General features: G+C 43.6%; 10 protein-coding genes. 5 read left to right on the top strand and 5 right to left on the bottom strand.

The genetic code is table 11. The features are described from left to right. Positions 1 to 220 precede the first annotated feature (220 nt). The 3 genes from VNE01S_RS01380 to VNE01S_RS01370 all read left to right on the top strand — a co-directional run bounded on the left by VNE01S_RS01380 (position 221) and on the right by VNE01S_RS01370 (position 3,464). Positions 221 to 1,075, top strand: coding sequence for a MurR/RpiR family transcriptional regulator (locus VNE01S_RS01380; RefSeq protein WP_053395638.1), 855 nt, complete (start codon positions 221 to 223; stop codon positions 1,073 to 1,075). A gap of 210 nt (positions 1,076 to 1,285) precedes the next feature. Continuing rightward, entirely contained in the window at positions 1,286 to 1,552 is a 267-nt protein-coding gene (locus tag VNE01S_RS01375) for a GrxA family glutaredoxin (RefSeq protein WP_053395639.1), read from the top strand. Positions 1,553 to 1,781: 229 nt separating this feature from the next. Then, positions 1,782 to 3,464, top strand: coding sequence for an aspartate:alanine antiporter (locus VNE01S_RS01370; RefSeq protein ID WP_053395640.1), 1,683 nt, complete (start codon positions 1,782 to 1,784; stop codon positions 3,462 to 3,464). A gap of 58 nt (positions 3,465 to 3,522) precedes the next feature. On the opposite strand, the gene VNE01S_RS01365 is transcribed toward VNE01S_RS01370, so the two are convergent. The 5 genes from VNE01S_RS01365 to VNE01S_RS01345 all read right to left on the bottom strand — a co-directional run bounded on the left by VNE01S_RS01365 (position 3,523) and on the right by VNE01S_RS01345 (position 9,497). Beyond that, positions 3,523 to 6,240 carry an ImpA family metalloprotease gene (locus VNE01S_RS01365; RefSeq protein WP_053395641.1) on the bottom strand — a complete coding sequence of 906 codons (2,718 nt, stop codon included), beginning with the start codon at positions 6,238 to 6,240 and terminating at the stop codon, positions 3,523 to 3,525. Positions 6,241 to 6,380: 140 nt separating this feature from the next. Beyond that, on the bottom strand, positions 6,381 to 7,058 hold the full coding sequence (locus VNE01S_RS01360) for an ABC transporter permease (protein WP_053395642.1): 678 nt from the start codon (positions 7,056 to 7,058) through the stop codon (positions 6,381 to 6,383). 3 nt (positions 7,059 to 7,061) lie between these two features. Continuing rightward, positions 7,062 to 7,802 carry an ABC transporter permease gene (locus tag VNE01S_RS01355; RefSeq protein WP_053395643.1) on the bottom strand — a complete coding sequence of 247 codons (741 nt, stop codon included), beginning with the start codon at positions 7,800 to 7,802 and terminating at the stop codon, positions 7,062 to 7,064. An 81-nt stretch (positions 7,803 to 7,883) separates the two neighbouring features. Next, on the bottom strand, positions 7,884 to 8,654 hold the full coding sequence (gene aotJ / locus VNE01S_RS01350; protein WP_053395644.1) for an L-arginine-binding protein AotJ: 771 nt from the start codon (positions 8,652 to 8,654) through the stop codon (positions 7,884 to 7,886). A gap of 72 nt (positions 8,655 to 8,726) precedes the next feature. After that, positions 8,727 to 9,497 carry an ABC transporter ATP-binding protein gene (locus tag VNE01S_RS01345; RefSeq protein ID WP_053395645.1) on the bottom strand — a complete coding sequence of 257 codons (771 nt, stop codon included), beginning with the start codon at positions 9,495 to 9,497 and terminating at the stop codon, positions 8,727 to 8,729. A gap of 671 nt (positions 9,498 to 10,168) precedes the next feature. On the opposite strand from VNE01S_RS01345, the gene VNE01S_RS01340 reads away from it, so the two are divergent. Together VNE01S_RS01340 and pflB are read left to right on the top strand one after the other, a co-directional pair. Continuing rightward, positions 10,169 to 11,716 carry a DUF3360 family protein gene (locus VNE01S_RS01340; protein ID WP_053395646.1) on the top strand — a complete coding sequence of 516 codons (1,548 nt, stop codon included), beginning with the start codon at positions 10,169 to 10,171 and terminating at the stop codon, positions 11,714 to 11,716. A gap of 297 nt (positions 11,717 to 12,013) precedes the next feature. After that, complete coding sequence (gene pflB / locus VNE01S_RS01335; RefSeq protein WP_053395647.1) at positions 12,014 to 14,290, top strand: formate C-acetyltransferase; 2,277 nt, start codon at positions 12,014 to 12,016, stop codon at positions 14,288 to 14,290. The last annotated feature ends 148 nt before the right edge of the window (positions 14,291 to 14,438 follow it).

Below are 14,438 nucleotides of genomic sequence, written 5' to 3'. Positions count from 1 at the left end.
CCCAAATTAAAAGATTTGTGTAGTTTTTATAAAATTTAGTTGAGGCCTGTCATATTATCACCAATTGAAGAACGGAAAAGTTACAGTAAAGCCTTGGCTTAGGTTTATACTGGCCTTATGGCGCTGGATAGTTATTGCCTTTTAGGAAACAGCTTGTTTCCCCAAGATTTCAATCATTTGGTATATCCAGCAAGTTGTTCTCTATACCTTCGTGAACACTATGAACACATTAGAAAAAATTCAGAAAAATCTAGAGAACTTCAGTAAATCAGAGCGTAAGGTCGCTGAAGTTATTATGGCCTCCCCACAAACGGCCATTCATTCTAGTATTGCTACACTCGCAAAAATGGCTGATGTGAGTGAGCCAACAGTTAATCGCTTTTGTCGCCGCTTGGATACCAAAGGTTTCCCAGACTTCAAACTACACCTTGCGCAAAGTTTGGCTAACGGAACACCTTACGTAAACCGTAACGTTGAAGAGGACGATGGCCCAGATGCATATACCCATAAGATTTTCGAATCTACAATGGCGTGCTTAGATGTGGCGAAAAATAGCTTAGACGCAATGCAAGTCAACCGCGCAGTTGATCTATTGACGCAAGCGAAAAGGATCTCCTTCTTCGGTTTGGGGGCATCTTCTGCTGTCGCTAAGGATGCACAAAACAAGTTCATTCGTTTCAATATTCCGATTACTTGTTTTGAAGACATTGTTATGCAACGCATGAGTTGTATCAATTGTACGGATAATGACGTGATCGTATTGATTTCTCATACGGGCCGCACTAAAAGCCAAGTGGAAATTGCAAACCTTGCTCGTGAAAACGGGGCGACGGTCATTGCGATTACTGCCAAGGATTCTCCACTAGATAAGGCAAGTTCACTTTCTATCTCGCTGGATGTACCGGAAGACACTGACGTATATATGCCTATGGCTAGTCGTGTTGTTCAAATGACAGTTATCGATGTTCTCGCTACTGGCTTTACTCTACGCCGAGGCACAGGTTTCCGTGAGAATCTCAAGCGTGTAAAAGACGCATTGAAAGATTCTCGTTACGATAAGCTTTCACAGTTTTAAACATTCCGATATAAACAAAAAAGGAGCAAGCAGTGCTCCTTTTTTGTTCTTCACTCCACTCTACTTGGGCATTTTTAGCTCACCCACCGACCTCCGCCGATCAATTTCCCACCAATAGATTTCACCTATCAAAGCAACAGGTAATTGCTTCTTTATTTCCGACACTGATTCGGGCATAGTGGCAATTAACAAATTAAAGGAGAAACATTTATGTTCGTAGTTATCTTTGGTCGCCCTGCTTGTCCTTTCTGTGTCCGTGCAAAAGAGCACGCTGAAACACTAAAAGAGAAACGTGATGACTTTAACTACCGCTACGTTGATATTCACGCTGAAGGTATTTCAAAAGCAGATCTAGAGAAAACTGTAGGTAAACCAGTAGAAACTGTTCCTCAAATCTTTATCGATCAAGAACATATCGGCGGTTGTGATGAATTCGAAGCTTACGCCAAAGAGCACCTAGGCCTTTTCGCTGAGTAATATCATGTAATCCTATAGAAAGCCGCTTTTAGCGGCTTTTTTACTTTTCGTAACCCCATCATTGATATTTACTCTTCAAAGCAATCTATGCAACGAGTGAGCTCCCCGTCATCTCGCAATGCGATACGTAAAGTAATGGTAAATTCTAAAAATTTTCACTATTCATTTTGTCTCATTCAGATACAATTCGCTCCACTTAACTTTCTCTCCGGCACAGAAAAAACCACCTGTGAACATCGACGTCGTACTTTTACTTGAACAAAACCCTATTCTTCTCATTTTTGTAGTCCTCGCCATCGGCTTAGCCATCGGGAAAATCCGATTTGGCAATATGCAACTCGGCAATTCTATTGGCGTACTTGTTACATCGCTAATCATGGGCCACCTTGGATTTACCTTTAATGCTGATGCGTTAACAATTGGCTTTATGCTGTTTATATATTGTGTTGGCATCGAGGCTGGACCTAACTTCTTTGGTATCTTTTTCAGAGACGGTAAGCACTATTTCATCTTGAGTATGGTTGTTTTATCAACAGCACTGACCATTACTTATTTATCAAGCCATTACCTAGATTTAGGCTTTGGTTTATCTGCCGGTATGATGGCTGGTGCACTGACATCAACACCAGTCCTTGTTGGCGCTCAAGACGCTATTAGCTCCGGTCTGACAACTATCCCACGGAATATGGATTTTGCTCTGGTTATAGAGAATTTGTCGGTGGGGTATGCAATGGCTTACTTAGTTGGACTTATCAGTATGATTATGTTCGCTAAGCTCATGCCAAAATTGCAGAAGCAGAACTTGTCTGACTCAGCAGAACAGATTGCCCAAGAGCGTGGACTAGGCAACTCAGGGCAACGTAAAGTTTACTTACCCATCATACGAGCCTACCGCGTCGGCAAAGAGCTTATCGATTGGATTGACGGCAAAAACCTGCGTGAACTGGGTATTTATCGCCAAACGGGTTGCTACATTGAACGAGTGCGTCGCCACGGTATTCTTGCACACCCTGATGGTGATGCAATTTTACAAGAAGGCGATGAAATCGCGCTGGTAGGCTTCCCAGATAGCCACGCTAGACTTGATCCAAGCTTTAGAAACGGCAAAGAAGTATTTGATAGAAACCTGCTCGATTTACGGGTAGTTGAAGAAGAGATCGTAGTAAAAAGCGATGCTATCGCTGGCAAACGCCTTTCTGATCTAAACCTCTCTGAATATGGCTGTTTCTTGAACAGAGTGGTTCGTGCACAAATTGAAATGCCGATGGACTTAGATATTGTGCTCGCCAAAGGTGACGTTCTACAAGTCAGTGGCGAGAAAAGTCGTGTTCATGGTTTAGCAGAAAGAATCGGTTTTATCTCTATCCACAGCCAAATGGCGGATTTGCTAGCATTCTGTAGCTTTTTTATTCTAGGGATCGTTTTTGGCCTGATTACAATGACCTTTGGCCAAGTGTCATTTGGCCTAGGTAATGCAGTTGGCCTGCTGTTATCGGGAATTACGCTAGGTTTCTTAAGAGCCAATCACCCGACTTTTGGTTACGTGCCGCAAGGCGCATTAAATATGGTCAAAGATCTCGGCTTAATGTTTTTTATGGTTGGAATTGGACTAAGTGCTGGCGGGAAGATGTTTGAACACCTGTCTCAAGTCGGCATTCAAGTTCTAGGCCTAGCGTTCATAGTGAGTGTTGTCCCTGTCGCGATTGCGTATCTCGTCGGTGCATATATGCTAAAAATGAACCGGGCACTGCTATTTGGCGCAATCATCGGGGCAAGAACCTGTGCGCCCGCAATGGACATTGTTAATGACTATGCCAAGTCAACCATTCCAGCACTGGGATACGCTGGCACATACGCCATAGCCAATATTTTAATGACGTTAGCGGGTACAATACTAATCATTCTGAGTTAATTTTCCGATGGTAAAAGGGAGACATCAATGTCTCCCTTATTAGTTTTTAAATCTGTATCTACAACGGCCAAGGAGTCGTACCATCTATAGGTACTGGAAGTTGGGCAAACTCAGCCTTGCAGTAGCCTCTGTTGCTTGACGCAAAATAGAGTAACGGCATCGCTTCTAGATTCATCGACAGAACCTCATTTTGTGCTTTATCAGAAAAACTAAAGCCCCACATGCTTAAATAGTCTCGCATATCAAAGTTCGTCACCACACTTAACGCAATGAGCAACCAATCATTGTTAGAAATTGAGTTTGCTTCAGCCAATGAATAACCACTAAAACCAACGCTCCCTCTTCTCTCTAACCATAATTCTTCTGATGCTTTTAATCGCTTAAACTCTCTCTCAATCAAATGGAGTCGACCTAATAAATGCCAGCCACTGTCGACCACACCTTGATGCTGTGCTTGCATCATCATTTGGATATAAATTCTAGCTCCCCAACTCCACCCCGTTTCTGATTTTTCAGCCATGTAAGCACTAGGGTTAGCTTGTTCTCGACTTTGCTGCAACAAATCAAACTGCTGTTTAAAGTCCAGAGATTGGCAGCTAGGATCGATGCCAGTCTCCTGATAATAGCGAGACTTACTATAGTAGGAGTAATAGTTCGTTGTAGAATGCCCTACCCAGCCAGAAAATCTAAACCTCGATTTTTCGAGCCCATGGCCTAACTCGTGCAGATCTCCATGCCCAATTGGATTGAAACTCCAGTAAGCATCATAAGGATTACCCGAACACCCGTAACCACAGGTTGCTTGATCAGCATTCATATGCTTAACAATATCGATGTTTTCGACTTCCCATCCTTTTTCCGTCGCCAGTGATTGTATATCGCTGATGACATCTATCCCTGGCCCCTTAAAACCAGCCAGAGCATGTGGAAAATTGTGCATATAGCGCTCAGTAGCCTCTGCCATAGCTGCGGGAGAATCCCAGGCTGAAACACTTTCAATCATTTTGTCTCGCTTGGAGTGAACCTCAAAACCTGGTGTCATTAACTCTGCCCAGTCAAACTGATTCGCCTCCAGCTGTTCAGTAAAGACTTGATTATTCGCTTCATTTCTCCAGACTGGGTGTTGCGCGATATGACCAAACTGAAGCTGAACTTCTACATCATTTTGATCGAAATAAACGTGTATCGGGCCACCATATGCTGAAGTTAGAGTGATGGTTTCACCTGACTCCACTTCATATGCGCTAGAAGTGACAAATTTGGGACGATTGTATCCATATTCGTAGAATTCGTGTGTCGCTCCACTGCGCAAACTGTTCACTACAATTTTAGTCGTCACACTATTTGTGTCTTTTCTTGTGACGGTGAATGTCTCACCTGGCAGCGCGTAGACACCAGCAGAGCGAAAGTTTCTCTTCGATTCCATCGTCACCAATTTATCAACCCGACGGATCTCCTCACCGAATTCACTACGGCTAAAGTTCCCCATATCACGCTGAGCAGGATTGCTGTGACGACTGTTGTACTGTATGTAATCAGAAAAGTAAGAGCGTAAAAATACGTTGATATCCGTTGCATTTTTATCCATTGGGAAAGTAACACTCTGACGGTAGTGATCTGCCAGCAATATCATCAACTTCTCATATTCATAATCAGCTTGCTTGAACAAATCTATTTTCTGCTTATCAAGCTCAGTCACCCGGAGGCTGATGCTATTCACAGGTGAGTAGAACTCACTATCCATATTGGCATCTTCTGGACAGGACCTGTTATCACAGTTGGATAGATCAACATTGAAGTTTCGATATCTAAACTTGGCCAAGAATGCAAGTTGGGTACTTATCTCTTCAGGCGTAAAATCCAAAATTTGATTCGGATTCCAGCCATCCACAGCTAGCTTTCTCCAATAGTTGTCCCCGACATAATCGACATGGAAGCGAGATAAAATCCAGTCTCCAAGTTGCGTCATGGTTCCGTCCCACTGCAGATACAAAATGGGGATTTCAAGTTGTTCCGCTCTTTGTATCGCAGCCGTTACCTCATCAAGTGTGTCACTGTCACGTAAGTGTTGCGACACAATCAATAAGTCAGGCTGGGCATCAATACAACGATTCATTGCAGTTCCATCGCACGTATTGGCTAAGTTGTAACTTACACGCTCAGGGAACTTCTCATCTAACCACTTCCTGGTGGCTTTCTCATCAGGGAAATAATAGGACTGATCCATCTGTGCAATGACAATCTGCTTACTTTCATCGGCACTTTTTGCTGTCAACCACGTCACCATATTGCTCAGCCAATCGTTCATCTGATCGTTTACGCTATTTGGAAAACGTAAACTGGTCCTAAACGGGTTGCTACCTAGTAAGACATAGCGGCCATTGGTTCCATACTCTCCAGCAATACCCAAAGACAGCGACTGATCACTATAGCCAGATTCCACTGCGCGACTAGTGTTAAGAATGCTATCATTGAACCCATAGGTTGGAGAAAACAAAGCGGCATCGTGTGTTGGATCCCAATGCAATGATTGAGCTCCGCCATTAATAGCTTTTTTTATGGCATTTGAAGCCGCCACATGACGACTATTAAGACGTTCAATTTCTTCAACAAACTGGTTGGAATCTTTGACTAGTGATGCGTTTCCAGACATTACCGCTTTTTGCACGTCTGTTGTCACAACACTGGAGGTGGATGTATTTTCACTTGAATCGCCCCCTCCGCCACAAGCAGACAGGAGTGACGATAAACACGCCAGGAGAAGTTTAGTTTTCATGCGTTTATTTTAATAACAAATAGAATAATAAAGTCTAATAGAACGGCGTGTTAGAGCAATTGTACCAAGGCAACTGATGCAAGATTTTGAAGCGTATTAACAATTCACAAAAGAAAACGGCACCGAAAGGTGCCGTTTTATCAACTTAAAGGCCTTGTGTATGCAAGGAACCTCTTTTCTGCCAGTTTAAAGCACCACAAAATCATGAAAGTGAGTGCCATATAGAACATTCCGGCTGTTAAGAATGACTCAAATGGTGCGTAGTAACGTGAGTTAACTAAACGCGCAGCTCCTGTTAAGTCAACAATTGTGACGATACCCGCTACAGCACTACCATGAAGCATAAATATCACTTCGTTACTGTATACAGGAAGCGCACGACGAAGAGCACTCGGCAATGTTATACGGCGATAAGTCATAAACGTGCTCATCCCGTAAGCTTTTGCCGCTTCTATCTCACCTTTCGGTAACCCGTTGATTGCTCCACGGATAATTTCTGCTGTGTACGCAGAGGTATTCAAAACAAATGCGACCAGCGCGCAGAACCAAGCGTTCTCCCAAGGCGTGTCTTTTACAGGGAAAAACTGATCCATACCGTAATAGATTAGGTATAGCTGGACGAGTAAAGGCGTACCTCTAAAAAAGTAAATATATGCCCAACTTGGCGCCATAAAAAGATAATTATGGCTGTTTCTCGCGACTGCCAAAGGAATAGCAACGGCTAACCCAATCACGAGCGCGACTCCTACCATCCATGCTGTGGTCCATAGACCGCTAAGATAGATAGGAAAACTTTCTACAATCAATGAAAAGTCCATATTCTACCTCGCATGAATACTGAATTTGCGTTCAACGACCTTCAACAAGCCTGTCGATACACTCGTGAAGAATAGGAAGATAATTGCAACAACCATATAAAACGTGAATGGCATTTTAGTTGAACCAGCGGCAAGAGAGCTGGTTCGAACCATGTCTTCTAGCCCGATAATTGATACTAACGCGGTTGTTTTAAGCAGGACTAACCAGTTATTACCAAAGCCTGGTAGAGCGTGACGAATCATCTGAGGCAATAAAATACGGTAGAAGGTCTTCACTGAACTCATGCCATACGCTTTTGCAGCTTCGAGCTCGCCTTTATCTACTGCCATAATTGCGCCGCGGAATGTCTCTGTCATGTAGGCACCAAAAATGAAGCCTATGGTAAGTACACCTGCGATAAATGGGCTGACATCAATATAGTCTGGTAGGTACGACGTCCACTCATGGTTAGGATCGCTTGACGCAAACCATTCATTAAGTGTCTCATTGATAGAATATAATGTGTTGTTAAGTAAAATTTGTCCGCCGAAGAAAATCAGCATCATGAGTACTAAGTCTGGTATGCCACGAATCACTGTCGTGTATATTGTTGCAATCGCACGTGCCCACTTATATGGTGCCATTTTTGCGAGCGCACCAAGCATACCTAATACTACCGCCAGCACTAATGATAATAGTGCCACCTCGATAGTAACCATGGCCCCTTTTAATATAGAGGCTTCGTATCCTTTCAAATCTAGCATAGGTGAGTTCCTGATCCCTAAACTCATAAAATCGACCGCTGGCTACCTCTAGGAACAAGCCAACGGTCGCTTAATGGCGACTTACTCGCCGTATACGTCGTACTTGAAGTAGCGCGCTGCTATCTCTTGGTAAACGCCTTTCTCACGTAGTGACAGAATTGCAGCGTCTAGCTTTTTCGTTAGGTCTTTGTCTTGTTTGCGTACAGCGATACCAAAACCTTCACCAAACCATTTCGGGTTAGTCAAAGATGGACCCACAAACTCGTAGTTTTCACCACCTTCTTTGTTCAATACGCCTTCTTCAAGCGCTGAAGCATCACCAAGCACTGCTACTACTCGACCATTAGCAAGATCTAGATAAGCTTCATCAAAAGAACCATAACGAACGATTTCCACTTTATCGCCGTAGTTGTCGGTTAGGTATTTATCGTGAGTCGTTGCACGCTGAACTGCAATTTTTTGTCCATCTAGATTATCAAAATCTAAGTTAGCGCCTTTCTTGGCAATAAATTTGTTCGGAATAAGTGCGTATTTGCCAGTAAAGTCAACTTTCTTTTTACGCTCTTCAGTAATGGACATGGCTGCAATGATCGCGTCGTACTTGCGAGCTAACAGCGATGGGATAATGCCATCCCAGTCTTGTGCAACAATCTTACATTTAACTTGCATTTCCTGACACAGAGCATTTGCCATGTCGACATCAAAACCTTTCAGCGAGCCATCGCCTTCAGTCCAGCTAAATGGAGGATAAGCACCTTCAATGCCAAAACGAACCTCTTTCCAATCCTTGGCTTGGGCTACTCCAGATACAGCTGTTGCAGCTAAAGTTGCTGCTAATAACCACTTTTTCATTTCCATACTCCTGTGATTTTTTATTGTATAACTATTATTTGTGTTGTGTTTATCGCTTGAATGAAGCGCAAATTAGTAGATCGAAGACACGAACTGCTTTAAGCGCTCCGATTCAGGGTTAGTAAACAGTTTAGAAGGATGTCCCTGCTCTTCAACCAAACCTTGGTGCAAGAACATCACATGATTCGACACATCACGGGCAAACGCCATTTCATGTGTTACCACCAGCATTGTGCGCCCTTCTTCTGCCAAATCTCGCATAACCCCAAGTACCTCACCAACCAACTCAGGGTCGAGTGCCGAAGTTGGCTCGTCAAACAACATAACTTCAGGGTCCACGGCTAAAGCACGGGCGATCGCTGCACGTTGCTGTTGGCCACCCGATAAATGTCCTGGGTAGTAATCTTTGCGCTCGTATAATCCGACTTTCTTCAGCAATTCTTCTGCCGTTTCAATCGCTTCCGCTTTCGGTACACCTAAGACATGCACAGGTGCTTCAATCACGTTTTCCAATACAGTCATGTGGGACCACAAATTAAATCCTTGGAAAACCATCGCTAAACGAGAACGGATTCGTTGAACCTGCTTTTCATTTGCTGGAACCGATTCACCTTGGCGGTTGTTCTTCATTTGAATTAACTCACCATTAACCCAAATCTCACCCGCAGTTGGCGTTTCTAAAAGATTGATGCATCTAAGAAAGGTACTTTTACCGGAACCGGATGATCCGATAATAGAAATAACGTCCCCTTTGTGGGCTTCCAGTGAAATGCCCTTTAGAACTTCGTTCTGTCCGAAGGTTTTATGTAGCTCTTTTATATCTAGCGCTGGTACATCATTCATGCGCCTAACTCCCTGTTATTATTTTGTCCCACTTGATATGTGACTATTAAAGGTGGGTTAGTTGTAGGTCTCCACCTACATTGCGAACAAACTAGCACTACAAATCAGAACATGCAACAAATTATTAACCTGGATTGCGGGGATATTTAACCATTTTATGTGACTAATGATTCGTTATTTAGTCATATTTACTTCTTGGAACGCATATTCCACATTAATTAACACATTATCAACCCACGAATGAAATTAACATTTTTATAAAAACAAGATCTGTCTCAATATTCAATTTATCTACTTTCAATCCCTTACCAATGCATATTAATCTGATTGCTTATTAAACAAATTGTGTAAGTTTATTTCACATAATTAGGGTACCTGTTAAGTGAACCCCGTTTGTTATGTAGTTTTCTTTCACATTCCTTCATAAGGTGATCTAAATCAATCACGCTCTGGGATCTGCACGTTACACTCAGCCCAAAGATAAAAACCTAAATTATGCGAAATTTTAGTGTTTTCCATCACTTCACCTAATCCCATGATACGTACTGTTTAGGTGAGATATACGGATTAAAACGCAGGATGCTAAGCAGAGTTTTACGAGATTGCCAGCCGACAAAAATTAATGGCAACTCATTAACGATTTATTAACTTTTTCAATATATGAGGAATCTATGTCAGACGCAGTCAACAAACCGCACTCTGATTCGGATATCGAGAATAAGAGTTATCAAGAGCTGCACCGCCCGGCTTCTGAATTTGCCAGTCGCAGCGATTACTTAGACCATGAACTGCAGATCATGAAGCCTCGCCGCTTTGGTCTGAACCTTCCTGGTCGTGACTTCCGATTCGAGTTAGAAGACTTAGTACCCGCACTAGCAGGTACGATTGGTATTATCGCGATGTATTCAGCGGTAATGATGTCTTGGGCAGATGGCTTAACCGCTGCTTGGGACCACGTAAACCTGGGTAAAGAATTTGCAATTGAAGTTGCCCGAGTTGAAATGCTTTTCCCTGCTTTATTTTTCTGTGTTTTCGCTTCAGGCTTTATTAACCCAAGAGCCAACCTAGCGGGTAACCATGGCCCAATGATCCCTCTTATCGGCGCAATTGCTCTTGCCGGTGCTCACCCTTTGGCTTTGGCTATTCTTCTAGGCGTTTTCGGCTTACTACTTAGTTACTTTAAAGGTGGTTCCAAGCTCGTCAATTTAACCTCAGAAGGTACTGCCGGTGGCTTGCTTATCTTCTTAGGTTTCACAGGAACAATGAGCCAAATCACGTCGATTCAAACTTGGGCAACAGGTTTGCAGTCCGCAGACATAGCGGCTGGTAGCATGGGCTATGTGGGTCTTGTTGTACTCGGTATTAATATTGTTCTTTACGCGTACCTAGCAAAAATCAACATGCGCTGGTTGGCTATTCCCGTGTGTGCTTTCACTGGTCTGATCATTGCGTTAGTGCTTGGCGCAGGTTTTGACCTACGTTTTGAAACAGAAATGGGCTTACCTAACTTAAATCCAGTTTACTGGTGGGGAAGCACTGAAAGCGGCTGGCAACTTGGCCTACCTACTCTGCAGCACTTTATTGCATCACTGCCTTTCGCGATCCTTGCTGTAGCGATGTGGTCTCCTGATTTCCTTGGCCATCGCATCTTCCAAGAACTGAACTACCCTAAGAAAACGGACAAAGTTCTCATGGATGTCGACGACACTATGACTATGTGTTCGGTACGCCAGATGGTTGGTACAGCACTAGGTGGCGGTAACATCACCTCATCATGGGGAACATACATGATTCCAGCGGCTATCGCTAAACGTCCAATCCCAGGTGGTGCAATTATCTTGGGCCTACTTGTGATGGCTATTGCGATTCTTGGCTTCCCTATGGATGTGGCGGTATGGCCACCTGTAATGCGCGTTGCTCTACTCGTTGGTGTCTTCCTTCCTTTATTAGAAGCTGGTATGCAAATGGTACGTGACACGAAAGATTCACAAGCTGCAGGTATCTGTATCTTTGGCTCAGCGGTTGTAAACCCTGTTCTTGCTTGGGCATTAACAATGCTTCTGGACAATAACGGTCTAATTGGCGACAAAGAGCGTGCTACTAAACTATCTTTTGTCGACAAAATCGTTATTCCAGGTGGTGTTCTAGTCGTTTGCTTAATTGCTATGCTTGCAGTTGGTATGCTAGAAGGTCAATATGGTATTCAAGCTTGGCTATAAGCTAAGAAAATAACGAGGGTGGCTACAATAGCCACCCTATTTTTATCGTAAATTTTGATGATTTATTGATTTAGTTTAAGGTTTGCAGATTTTTTTTAACTTATCCTTGTTAACAAGTTAAGGGATAGCATAAAAAGAAGTGACAATATATATAGTTTTATGACCACTTTCAGATATGAGAATTTAAGGCTATACATATTGTTATTCATTTAGAGTGTACCAAACCAGAAATGGGAGTCTGGCTGGCTCAACGGTCCGACAGGTACGTGTTTTTTCTACTAAAAAGGTAGGTATGTCATGGCAGAGCAATTTGCTAAAGCTTGGGAAGGTTTTGCTGAAGGTGATTGGCAAAACGAAGTAAACGTTCGTGATTTCATTCAAAAGAACTACACCCCGTACGAAGGCGACGAATCTTTCCTAGTTTCGGAAGGTACTGAAGCAACTAACAAGCTTTGGGCTAAAGTAATGGAAGGTATCAAACAGGAAAACGCGACTCACGCACCTGTTGATTTCGATACTTCTGTTATTTCTACCATCACTGCTCACGATGCAGGCTACATCGAAAAAGATCTAGAAACTATCGTAGGTCTTCAAACAGAAGCGCCTCTTAAACGCGCAATCATCCCTAACGGTGGTATCCGCATGGTTGAAGGCTCATGCAAAGCCTACGACCGCGAGCTAGACCCACAAGTTAAAAAAATCTTTACAGAGTACCGTAAAACTCACAACCAAGGCGTTTTCGACATCTACACTCCAGAGATCATGAAGTGTCGTAAGTCTGGCGTGTTGACTGGTCTTCCAGATGCTTACGGCCGTGGCCGTATCATCGGTGACTACCGTCGTATTGCTCTATACGGTGTTGACTTCCTAATGAAGGATAAATTCGCTCAATTCTCTTCTCTACAAGAGCGTTTTGAGAATGGCGAAGACCTACAAATGACAATGCAGCTTCGCGAAGAGATCGCAGAGCAGCACCGCGCACTAGGTCAAATCAAAGAAATGGCAGCGAAATACGGTTTCGACATTTCTCGTCCTGCTGAAACTGCACAAGAAGCTATCCAGTGGACTTACTTCGGCTACCTAGCTGCAGTTAAGTCTCAAAACGGCGCTGCAATGTCTCTAGGTCGTACTTCTACATTCCTAGATATCTTCATGGAGCGTGATATCGCTGCTGGCCGCATCACTGAAGAACAAGCTCAGGAGATGATCGACCACTTCGTAATGAAACTGCGTATGGTTCGTTTCCTACGTACTCCTGAGTACGATGATCTGTTCTCTGGTGACCCAATCTGGGCAACTGAGTCTATGGGTGGTATGGGTCTTGACGGTCGTACACTGGTTACTCGTACGAACTTCCGTTTCCTAAACTCACTATACACCATGGGTCCTTCTCCAGAGCCAAACATCACTGTTCTTTGGTCTGAGCAACTACCTGAAGGCTTCAAGAAGTTCTGTGCGAAAGTATCAATCGATACTTCTTCAATCCAGTACGAAAACGACGATCTAATGCGTCCAGATATGGAGTCTGATGACTACGCAATCGCATGTTGTGTATCTCCAATGGTTGTTGGTAAGCAAATGCAGTTCTTCGGTGCTCGTGCGAACCTTGCGAAAACCATGCTTTACACTATCAACGGTGGTGTAGATGAGAAGCTAAAAATCCAAGTTGGTCCAAACATGCCTAAGATCGAAGGCGATGTATTGAGCTACGATGAACTGTGGGAAAAAATGGACCACTTCATGGATTGGCTAGCGAAGCAATACGTGACTGCGCTAAACAGCATCCACTTCATGCACGACAAGTACAGCTATGAAGCAGCGCTAATGGCTCTACATGACCGCGACGTTAAACGTACTATGGCTTGTGGTATTGCTGGTCTTTCTGTTGCGGCTGACTCTCTGTCTGCAATCAAATACGCAACAGTAAAACCTGTTCGTGATGAAGATGGCCTAGCGATCGATTTCGAAATCGAAGGCGACTACCCTAAATTTGGTAACAACGACCCACGCGTTGATGACATCGCATGTGAACTTGTTTCTGTATTTATGGGTAAAATCCGTAAGCTTAAGACTTACCGCGACGCAGTTCCTACTCAGTCAATTCTTACTATCACTTCAAACGTGGTATACGGTAAGAAAACGGGTAACACTCCAGATGGTCGCCGCGCAGGTGCTCCTTTCGCACCAGGTGCTAACCCAATGCACGGCCGTGACGAGAAAGGTGCTGTTGCATCGCTAACTTCAGTTGCGAAACTGCCGTTTGCTGACGCACAAGATGGTATCTCTTACACGTTCTCTATCGTACCGAATGCACTAGGTAAAGACGAAGGTTCACAACGTTCTAACCTTGCTGGTCTAATGGATGGCTACTTCCATCACGAAGCTGGCGTTGAAGGTGGTCAGCACCTAAACGTGAACGTTCTTAACCGTGAAACTCTTGAAGACGCTGTTAAGCACCCTGAGAAATACCCTCAGCTAACAATCCGTGTATCTGGCTACGCCGTACGCTTCAACTCTCTGACTACAGAGCAGCAACAAGACGTAATCGCACGTACTTTCACTGAGTCTCTATAATCTCAGCTGGCTAAACCCCAAAGCCCCGCAAACGCGGGGCTTTTTCTTTATCATCATAAATTTAAAGGAGAAAACTATATAATCTGGCTTAAGGATATAAATGTTGCTAAATTTGAAGGACATAGACTTATCCATAGAGCTACCGCAT

This window comes from Vibrio nereis NBRC 15637 (genome assembly GCF_001591105.1).
Lineage (GTDB): Bacteria > Pseudomonadota > Gammaproteobacteria > Enterobacterales > Vibrionaceae > Vibrio > Vibrio nereis.
The sequence above is the reverse complement of the archived record's forward strand: the minus strand, read 5'-3'. Positions and strand labels throughout refer to the sequence as shown.